Raw genomic sequence first — 10360 nt, 5'->3', positions numbered from 1 at the left:
CGCCAGCGTTCGTCCTGAGCCAGGATCAAACTCTCATAAAAAGTGTTTGAAACAGTCTTGCGACTGTTAAGCTCAATTGTAATAATTGACTTGCTAGCATATTGCTTGCTATGTTGTTTGCTTCTATAAAGAAGCGCCCTACACATTTGGTTTGTTTTATTCGTTCAGTTTTCAAAGGTCTACATTGTTTGTCGCTTTGTTTCAGCAACTTTTATATCTTAACAGGTTGCCGAATGAATGTCAACAATTTTTTCAATTAATTTTGAAAAAATTTTGAAACTCAATTGACAACTTCGAAATAATAACATTCAACAAAAAGCTTGTCAATAATTATTTTTCGTTGTCACATCAACATGTTTCAGCAACGTTATTGATAATATCATATTGAAAAATAATGTCAAATACTTTTCAGTCGTTTTTCAAAACAATTTCAAATAAATAGAAAATGGACTAGCAATTTGCTAGCCCATTGTTGCTTCTACACCATAATGATCACTAATTGCAACTTCATTTTCCCCATCAAAAACCACTTGATAACTTTCTATTTCGAAGTTACGAGAGGCAAAAATATAGTCGATTCTCAATTTTGCCGTATTTCCTGCCCAACCATCAATTGATTCTTCAACCGTATTTTCACCGAGCTTTACTTTGGCATGAATAAAAGCATCCTGTAAATCAAGAATACTTTTATCGACCCAATCATAACCCTCCCCGCTTGTTTTCGCGTCATTATTGAAATCGCCCATAATGATCTGCTTTCCCTGTTTTTCCATCAAAAACTGCTCCAACTTTCGCCATTCATAAGCAAAAGCTTTTTTTGTCGTTTGCCACCAAGAAAAATGGCTACTTACTACTATTATCTTTTGATCATTAATTATTGTTTCACCTATTACCGCTTTTCTCGTATGATAATCACTTGAATCATGACTTTCTGAAATCAACAAGCTTTCCACGTTTAGTGGTGTCTTTGACAATAAACCGATGCCTTCATGATAAATGTCATAGCCAACGTGATTATACGTCCAATTCCAATAATAGTTGCAACCTAACTCCTTCAACCGCTCGGTCAATAGAAATAGAAAATTATCTTGATGAATGGCTTCCTGTTCTTTCGTTGATTGAAAGTATTGGTCTACGTTTGCCAATGGGCCTGCAAGAAGCTGATTTACTTCTTGCAGGCCGATCAGATCATAGTTTTCTTTTGCAATACGGTTCGCTAGCACCTCAATTTGCTGTTGGTCATTTTCTTCCATCCAGCTATGAGTATTCAAGGTCAATACTTTGATTGCTCTCGCCTCACTTTAATAGTCGATTGTTCCAATCGTTTCCCCACGAGAAACGAGCCCAGTCTTAGCATAATGGTAATCCTTGATTTTGTCACCATTTGTAAATACAACGATCATCGTAGTCATTTTGCCGGCTTTTTGAATTTTCGCTAAATCAGCTGTTGCTACAACTTTACCCGCTTTGACTTTTTCGCCTTCTTGCACGTGGATTTTAAACGCTTCTCCGCCTAAATCTACCGTATCAATCCCCATGTGAAGTAACACTTCAATGTCATCATCGGTTTTGATACCAATAGCGTGTTTTGTTGGGAATACAGATACGATTGTTCCTGCAACTGGACTAGCAATTTCACCGTTTTCCGGTACAACGGCAAATCCCTCACCCATCATTTTTTGAGAAAAAACGTCATCTTCTACTTTATCGATCGGAATCATTTCACCATTTGCTGGAGCTACGAATTCCGCATGCAAGCCTTTAAAGGATGTGCTTGAATTCTTTTCCTGTACAGTCGATTCTTCCTGACTAGCACTTGTAGGAATTTCAACACCTGAATCTAACAGATCCTGAATATCTGATTTCAAGATATCTGCTTTAGGCCCGTAAACAGCTTGAACACCGTTGTCTTTGACTAAAAGTCCCATTGCTCCTGCTTTTTTCCAAGCCTCTTCACTGCCAACACTGTTCTTATCAGCTACTGTCACTCGTAAGCGTGTCATACAAGCATCCACATCAGTAATATTTTGTGGTCCTCCTAGCAAATTGATGATTTTCACAATTTGCGAGTCCGCTGATACTGATCCATCGCTTGTAGTATTAGTTGCTTCTTCATTATCAACTTCATAATTCCCGTTTCTTCCTGGTGTCGCAAAGTTGAATTTTTTAATCATGAAGTTCGCAAAGAAATAAGTAAATACTCCAAATGCGATACTTGTTAAAACAAAATTAAGTAAATCGTTCCCTAATCCTGCTCGTAAAGCCATTGGTACACGAGTCAATAGTTCAATATTCCCGAATGAGTGAACGCGTAAATTGATCAAATCCGCCATTGCAAAGGCTGCCCCTTGAATCACCGCATAGCACGCATAAAGCGGTACGGCTACAAACATAAACATAAACTCCAACGGTTCCGTTACCCCCGTTAGGAAAACTGCTACTGCCGCTGATAAGAACATCGATTTGTATTTTTTCTTTTTATCAGGATCGACATTGCGATACATTGCTAAAGTTAGGCCCATCAAGATACCTGAAGAACCGATCATTTGTCCCACTTTGAATCGTGCTGGTGTCCATTGAGTCAATACTTGCTGATATTGAGACATGTCGCCGCCATTTTTCAAATTGACTAAATCTGTTGCCCAAGCCAACCATAATGGGTCTTGTCCTAATACTTGACTTCCAGCTTGTGCGCCAGTCAAAATCTCGTAAGTTCCACCTAATTGCGTATAATTCATCGGAATTGTCAACATGTGATGCAAACCAAACGGTAACAGGAGCCGTTCCAGCGTTCCATATAGAAACGGTGCCAAGACCGGTGCAGTTTCCTGAGAGTTTGCGATCCATTTACCAAACTCGTTGATTCCAGTTTGGATAATCGGCCATAGAAAGGCTAAAACCAAAGCGACAATCACTGAACGTAAGATAACGACGAACGGAACAAAACGTTTTCCATTGAAGAAAGTCAACACTTCAGGTAATTTTCTGAAATTGTAGTACTTATTGTAGGCAGTTGCTCCAACAAAACCGGCGATGATTCCGACAAAAACACCCATATTCAAGGCTGGTGCTTCTAAAACACTTGTAAAATAGCCATCAACCATGATTTTTTGTCCAAATAAGGTGTGAGTCATTGCATTTGGATCGGCTAGCATCTCAGAAGTGATACCAAAGATTGAACCGGTGATTCGATTAATTAAAATGAATGATAGCCCCGCTGCAAATGCACCACCAGCTCGCTCCTTTGCCCAACTTCCGCCAATTGCTAATGCAAATAATAAATGTAGATTTCCAATGATGGCCCAACCAATATTTTCGACTACGCCACCAGTTGTAACTAACCATCCGAGATTCTCATTGATTAACGGCAGTGATTTCCCAATACTGATCATTAATCCCGCTGCTGGCATTACCGCGATTACCACCATCAGCGCCTTCCCGAATTTTTGCCAAAATTCAAAACTAAAGAGCTTTTTGATCCCTTTCATACTTGTTCCTCCTAATAATTTTTCGATTACTAACATCACGCAATCGGTTTCGTTAATTTGCATTATATACTCATAACCAGAATTTGTAAACTCTTTCAGTTAAATTATTTTTAAAATTACTAAAATCACCAAAGGACTTATCTTTTCAATTTAACAAACTAATGCTTGACTTGCGCAACCGGTTGCGTTTATTATGGAATTAAGAAAACATAAGGAGGATTTATTATGAAAACAGTTCAGCGTCTCTTTGAAATTGATCCTTGGAGAATTAGAACAACTCAGTTAGATAAAGAAAACCGTCGCCTGCAAGAATCATTAACTAGTATAGGAAACGGATATATGGGAATGCGAGGAAATTTTGAAGAAACATATAGTGGTGACCATCATCAAGGTACCTATCTTGCTGGTATCTGGTATCCGGATAAAACCCGTGTCGGGTGGTGGAAGAACGGCTATCCTGAATATTTCGGCAAAGTAATTAACGCGTTGGATTTCATTCAAATGAAGTTATTCGTAAATGATCGAGAGATTGATTTGGCAGTGATGGACATTGAAGAGTTCGATTTGGAACTGAACATGCAAAATGGTGTTCTTATCCGTACCTTCACTGTAACCGTTGATCATGCAAAAATTCGTTTCACCTTCGAGCGCTTTTTAAGTGTCGTCAAAAAAGAACTTGCGGTGATTCGGCTTACTGCAGAGTGTTTAACTGGCGAAGCAGAGCTAAAGATTGTATCTAAATTAGACAGCAATGTACAAAATGAAGACAGTAACTACGAAGAAATGTTTTGGCTGGAAAAAGGGCGCGGACATCAAGAAGATATCAGCTTTCTGACAACGCAGACAGTACCAAACAATTTTGGCATCGAACAGTTCTCTGTGACTGGTGCAATGCAGCATATTAGTTCTTCAATCGGACTTCAACAAGATGATACGCTAGAAGTTGCGGAAACCTTCACCTATGCTTTGAAAGCAAATCAAACCATTCAACTTGAAAAACGAGTTGTAGTTTTAACTAGCCGTGATGTACCAGAAACAGAACAAAGCGAAAAAGCCATAGCATTATTAACAGACTACGCTGCTACTTATGAAGACTTATTGGCAGAGCAAAATGAGGCTTGGGCAAATCGTTGGGCTTTGGCAGATGTATTGATCGGTGGAGATGATGAGGCACAGCAAGGAATTCGTTTCAATATTTTCCAACTATTCTCTACCTACTACGGTGAAGATGAACGATTAAATATTGGACCAAAGGGCTTCACTGGTGAAAAATATGGCGGTGCAACCTATTGGGATACTGAGGCTTACGCTGTTCCGATGTATCTAGGAATTTCAGATCCAAATGTAACGAAAAACTTGTTAAAATATCGTCACAATCAATTGCCGCAGGCACAGCACAATGCTCGTCAGCAAGGCCTGAATGGCGCTTTATATCCAATGGTTACCTTTACTGGGGTTGAATGTCACAATGAATGGGAAATCACCTTTGAAGAAATCCATCGAAACGGTGCTATCGCTCACGCAATTTATAACTACACAACTTATACAGGTGACGAAAGCTATATTCAAAAAGAAGGTCTTGAAGTATTAACAGAGATTGCTCGTTTCTGGGCGGATCGGGTACATTATTCGAAACGTCAGCAAAAATATATGATTCATGGTGTGACAGGACCAAATGAATACGAAAATAATATTAACAACAACTGGTACACTAATTACTTAGCAAGTTGGGTGCTATCTTATACACTGGAAAATTATCAAAAATATCAAGCACAAACGACCGTATCGATCTCTGCTGAAGAACAAGCCAAGTGGCAAGATATCATCGATCATATGTACTTCCCAACAGATGAAGAATTAGGTATTTTCGTCCAGCATGATACCTTCTTAGACAAGGATTTGATGCCTGTTTCTGACTTGTCTCCAGAAGATCGACCGTTGAACCAAAACTGGTCTTGGGATAAGATTTTACGTTCTTGTTTCATTAAGCAAGCGGATGTCTTACAAGGAATCTATTTCTTTGGCGATCAATTTACTCTTGAAGAAAAACGAAAAAACTTCGAGTTTTATGAACCAATGACTGTCCATGAATCATCCCTATCGGCTTCTATTCATGCAATTCTAGCTGCCGAACTTGGATTAACGGATAAATCGATGGAAATGTATCAAAGAACGGCTCGTTTGGATTTAGATAATTACAACAACGATACAGATGACGGGCTGCATATCACTTCTATGACCGGCAGCTGGTTAGCTATAGTCCAAGGCTTCGCGCAGATGAAAACCAACACTGGTACATTAAGCTTTGCACCACTATTGCCAAAAAATTGGGATCACTATTCGTTCCATATTAATTACCGCGGCCGTCTGTTAGCTGTCAGTGTAAATCAAAAAGAAGTACAAATTGACTTGAAAGATGGAGCTGCCTTAGCTATGATGCTTTATGAGAAAGAAATTATCTTGAGCGATACAATGACGGTTCCGTTAGAACAGGAGGAATCAAATGTTTAAAGGTGTACTATTTGATTTAGATGGTGTGATTACGGATACCGCTGAGTATCATTACCTTGCATGGAAAAAATTAGCTGATGAGCTAGGCATTACGATTGACCGTGAATTCAACGAAAAACTCAAAGGTGTCAGCCGTGAAGATTCTTTACGGTTGATCCTTGAGCATGGTAAACGTGCAAGTGATTTTTCTGAAACAGAATTCCAACAATTGGCAAAAAGCAAAAACGACAATTATGTTGAAATGATTCAGGCTGTTTCACCTAAAGACGTTTATCCCGGAATTTTAGAGCTGTTAAAAGAATTAAAGAATGCCGGAATCAAGATTTCTTTGGCATCGGCTAGTAAAAACGGCCCTTTTTTATTAAAACAAATGGCATTGACCGACTATTTTGACGGAATTGCCGATCCGGCGAAAGTTGCGGCTGGAAAACCTGCCCCGGATATTTTTATTTTAGCAGCACAAGTGGTAGGCTTAGATCCAGATGAATGTATTGGAATTGAGGATGCTCAGGCTGGTATAGCTGCCATCAAAGCCTGCGGAGCCCTTCCCGTTGGTGTCGGACAAGCAGAACAATTAGGTGATGATATTGCCTTGGTAGAAACAACTTCCGAATTAACACTAGCATTTCTGGAAAAACAATGGGATAAATAAGTACTCACTAGTAATGAGATTGTATCCCCTCTGCTTTTACCAATTTATTTGGTACTCGCAAAAATAAAACTATTCATTATGTGGCTGAATTGTATATGATTTGAAAATAATTAATGAGAAAGGAGAGCGAAATATGACATCTACAGTAAAAGACGTGGCAAAAAAAGCAAATGTCTCTCCTTCTACGGTTTCACGCGTCATTAATGATCACCCTAGTATTTCAGCTGAGACGAAGCAACGAGTTCGTAAGATTATGGATGAAATGGGTTATTTTCCAAATGTAACAGCACGAAATCTTGGAAAACAGCGAGCAAACTCATTAGGCGTGATTTTGCCTCCGCTTAATTCCCGTGAACGCTTGGGTAACCCGTTTTATTTAGAATTACTGAATGCCGTTAATGAAACAGCGGCTAATTTCCAAGTAACGACCGCTGTAGCTTCATCGGATAATAGTGAAACACTGCTAGAAAACGTCACCCGGATGCATCGACAAAAACAAGTTGACGGCTTCATTTTAGCCTATTCAGAAAAGGACGATCCAATTGCTGAATATCTCTATCAGAATAAAATACCATTTACTTTGATTGGGCGTCCCCCAAAAAGAGAAGCAGATATCCTGTATGTCGATAATGACAATCAGTTACTTGGCAAGCAAGCAACAGAGCACTTGATCGAAAAAGGCCACAAAAACATTTTATTCGTTTCGAACGTCAATCAAGAAGTGATTTTCTTCGAACGCTACTTCGGCTACCAAGAAGCGATGATGCTGCAAAGTTTGCCCACGCATCCACCGTTAACGATGTTGCAGCCTGAAGATTATACGAGGTTCCCTGAAGTAATTGAAGAAACTGGTGCAACAGCGTTGGTCGTGATCGATGATATTTTTGCGCTGCGAATGATCCAACTGGCAACCTTGCATGGTTATAAAGTGCCTGATGACCTGTCAGTTATCAGCTTCAATAATTCGATTTTTGCAACATTAGTTCATCCTTACTTGACGACAATTGATATCGATATTTCAGATCTCGGTCGATTAGGGACACAAAAACTGATGGAACAAATTGACCAAAAGCAATCTACGGGTGTCCAATTAGTCGTACCACATCATTTAATTCAACGTGAAACAGTCCGTACGATTTAAATAATCATTAAATAAGACCTGTCAAACTTGTGACAGGTCTTTCTTTTGGATATACTGACGAAAAATCAGAAAGAAAGTGGTATAGATGATTCTTTTCCTAATTGTGCTCGCAGTACTCTTTCTGATCTATTGCCGATATTCCACCTATCAATTGGTCGAAAAGCATTTTAAGATCACAAAGCACACAACACTAGATATCAAGGAAGGAAAAAAGACAGGATTGACGATTGCGCAAATCAGCGACAGTCACTTCTCCCCTTTTTACTCCCCAAAACGTTTTGACAAAATCGTCGAAAAACTTAACGCCGCAAAACCAGATATCGTATTATTCACTGGCGACTTAATTGAAAATTATCGCTATTGGGAAACACGAGATTGTGAAATAATCAGTCAACAATTGGCTAAAATCAACGCCCCAAAAGGGAAATTTGCGATTTTAGGCAACCATGATTATCGTTCCAACGGACAAGATGCTGTCAGTGACATACTGGCTGCCGGCGGCTTCGTTTTGTTAAACAACCAAAGTACGCTGGTAGAGCAAATAAGTTTGACTGGCATCGATGATGGTCAGGAAGGACAACCTGACTACAATACGCAACCCAAAGATGCGCGTTTTTCAATCCTTATGGTACATGAGCCTGATCAAGTCCAGCAGTTGTCAGACCTTGATCGTTTTGATTTGATCTTATCTGGACACAGTCACGGTGGACAAATTCGTTTTCCGATCTTGCCGTATAAAAATTTTGGGTCAAAGCTCTATGATCAAGGCATTTATGCTTTAACGTCCCAAACAAGCTTGGTTGTTAATACAGGTTTGGGAACAACAGGTCCTCCTCTACGCTTCAGAGTAATACCCGAAATTTTATATTTCCATTTGTAGAAAAAAGAGTTTGAACGCCTCCTGTATCGGAGAACCTTCAAACTCTTTTTTATGCACGGATTTTTTGTTTGATATACGGAATCATAATTGGCACCAATGAAATAAAAACAATCATTAGCATGATCAATGAAAAATGCTCACTGACAATTGGAATATTCCCTAAGAAATAACCTGCCAAAGTGACCACTGTCCCCCAGACGATAGCTCCAAAAACATTAAAGCTTGAAAAAATGCCCCAATTCATTTTACTTGAACCGGCAATGAACGGGATAAACGTGCGGACAAATGGCATAAAACGTCCTAAGAAGATCGTCCATTTCCCACGCTCGTTAAAGAAGTTCTCCGCCTCTTTTACTTTATCCTCTTTGATGAAGCGGGAAATCGGGCTATGATACAAAGCTCTGACGCCAATCGTATGGCCAATCCAATAATTAATTGTGTCTCCCAAAATCGCAGCAATCACACAGATCGCAATCACGTATGGGAGATGCAGCACATTTCCACCTAACGCAGTTAAGGCGCCTGCTGCAAATAAAAATGAATCCCCAGGCAAGAATGGAAAGATCACGACACCTGTTTCAATAAAGACAATCGCAAATAAAATTGGATAAATTCCAACACCATATTGCTGAACCAACGACACCATGTGGGCATCGATATGCAAAATAAAATCAACCAAAGCCATCTAGTAAACTCCTTTAGAAAAGATTCATTTATTATCATACGACTTTTCAAGAAAAAAGAAAGACGGATCTGTCGTTCTATAGAAAAAATAAATTTATTTGGAAAATGGTATAATAGAAAAAAAGTTTAAAAGGAGTCCATTATGAGCGTTCTTTCTCATATGAAAAGCATGCAGAAGGAAATGTCTGCAGCTGAAAAAAAAATCTATCAATTCATTCGTGACAATAGTGAAAAAGCTTCAGGTATGACCGCCAACGAAATTGCGGAAGCCTCTGGAGCAAGCGCACCAACGGTTGTTCGTTTTTCAAAAAAGATGGGCTACAATAGCCTAACGGATTTTAAAATAGAGCTTTCTGCCGAAACAATGCAGGAGCGCAGCAATAATACCTACAGTGATGTCGGTCACGACGAATCATTTCACAGTTTAAAAAACAAATTAGCCAGCAACGCTCGCTTCACCATTGACGAGACAACAGCTTTGTTCAACGAAGAGGTTTTTCTCGAGGCCTGCAAACTATTGGAAGAAAAAGAATTTTGTTATGTTTTAGGAATTGGCGCCTCTAGTTTAGCAGCAACTGACATTGTTCAAAAATGGAGCCGTTTAGGGAAGAATGTTATTAGCGAACAAGATTACAACACCATTTTGCCGCAGCTAGTCCTGCATCAAAAAGAAGCGGTCATTTGGCTAGTCTCAAATTCTGGATTGACCTCCGAACTGATCGCTTTAGCGGAAACAGCCAAAGACTTAGGTATCCCAATCATTACCCTGACCCAGTTCGGACAAAATCCATTGGCCAAGCTTTCAAACGTTTGTCTTCAAACTTCACGTCCGACCGAAGCAACTTACCGTAGCGCCGCAACAGATTCGATCTTGGCTCAGTTCATTACGATCGATTTATTGTTCTATGTCTATATCAGCCGCAACAAAGAAAATGCTGAAAAAATTTATTCGACACGAGCGGTCGTCCAAGAATATCGAAAAAAATATTTTTAGCCGCAGGAAG

General features: G+C 39.4%; 8 protein-coding genes. 5 read left to right on the top strand and 3 right to left on the bottom strand.

Features of this window, described 5'->3' with window-relative positions:
- Nucleotides 1–461: 461 nt before the first annotated feature.
- On the bottom strand, nucleotides 462–1277 hold the full coding sequence (locus tag KQI58_RS01730; protein WP_216405912.1) for an endonuclease/exonuclease/phosphatase family protein: 816 nt from the start codon (nucleotides 1275–1277) through the stop codon (nucleotides 462–464).
- A 24-nt stretch (nucleotides 1278–1301) separates the two neighbouring features.
- The gene (locus KQI58_RS01725; RefSeq protein WP_216405910.1) at nucleotides 1302–3488 is read right to left on the bottom strand and encodes a PTS transporter subunit IIBC; all 2187 of its coding nucleotides are present in this window, start codon (nucleotides 3486–3488) and stop codon (nucleotides 1302–1304) included.
- Nucleotides 3489–3713: 225 nt separating this feature from the next.
- Between KQI58_RS01725 and KQI58_RS01720 the strand changes: the two genes are divergently transcribed.
- From KQI58_RS01720 to KQI58_RS01705, 4 genes are all read left to right on the top strand, one after another.
- The gene (locus tag KQI58_RS01720; RefSeq protein WP_216405908.1) at nucleotides 3714–5999 is read left to right on the top strand and encodes a glycoside hydrolase family 65 protein; all 2286 of its coding nucleotides are present in this window, start codon (nucleotides 3714–3716) and stop codon (nucleotides 5997–5999) included.
- Nucleotides 5992–6651 carry a beta-phosphoglucomutase gene (pgmB, locus tag KQI58_RS01715; protein ID WP_216405906.1) on the top strand — a complete coding sequence of 220 codons (660 nt, stop codon included), beginning with the start codon at nucleotides 5992–5994 and terminating at the stop codon, nucleotides 6649–6651. The genes KQI58_RS01720 and pgmB overlap by 8 nt, the downstream gene beginning before the upstream one ends.
- Nucleotides 6652–6784: 133 nt before the next feature.
- On the top strand, nucleotides 6785–7792 hold the full coding sequence (locus KQI58_RS01710) for a LacI family DNA-binding transcriptional regulator (protein ID WP_216405904.1): 1008 nt from the start codon (nucleotides 6785–6787) through the stop codon (nucleotides 7790–7792).
- Between the two features lie 85 nt (nucleotides 7793–7877).
- Nucleotides 7878–8672: a metallophosphoesterase gene (locus tag KQI58_RS01705; protein WP_216405902.1), complete on the top strand. Its 795-nt coding sequence runs from the start codon at nucleotides 7878–7880 to the stop codon at nucleotides 8670–8672.
- 49 nt (nucleotides 8673–8721) lie between these two features.
- Here the strand turns inward: KQI58_RS01705 and KQI58_RS01700 are convergent, their stop codons facing one another.
- The gene (locus KQI58_RS01700; RefSeq protein ID WP_216405900.1) at nucleotides 8722–9357 is read right to left on the bottom strand and encodes a VTT domain-containing protein; all 636 of its coding nucleotides are present in this window, start codon (nucleotides 9355–9357) and stop codon (nucleotides 8722–8724) included.
- 141 nt (nucleotides 9358–9498) lie between these two features.
- Between KQI58_RS01700 and KQI58_RS01695 the strand changes: the two genes are divergently transcribed.
- Nucleotides 9499–10350: a MurR/RpiR family transcriptional regulator gene (locus KQI58_RS01695; protein WP_016181543.1), complete on the top strand. Its 852-nt coding sequence runs from the start codon at nucleotides 9499–9501 to the stop codon at nucleotides 10348–10350.
- Nucleotides 10351–10360: the final 10 nt, after the last annotated feature.

The organism is Enterococcus raffinosus (genome assembly GCF_018917525.1).
GTDB classification, from domain to species: Bacteria; Bacillota; Bacilli; order Lactobacillales; family Enterococcaceae; genus Enterococcus_A; species Enterococcus_A raffinosus_A.
The sequence above is the reverse complement of the archived record's forward strand: the minus strand, read 5'-3'. Positions and strand labels throughout refer to the sequence as shown.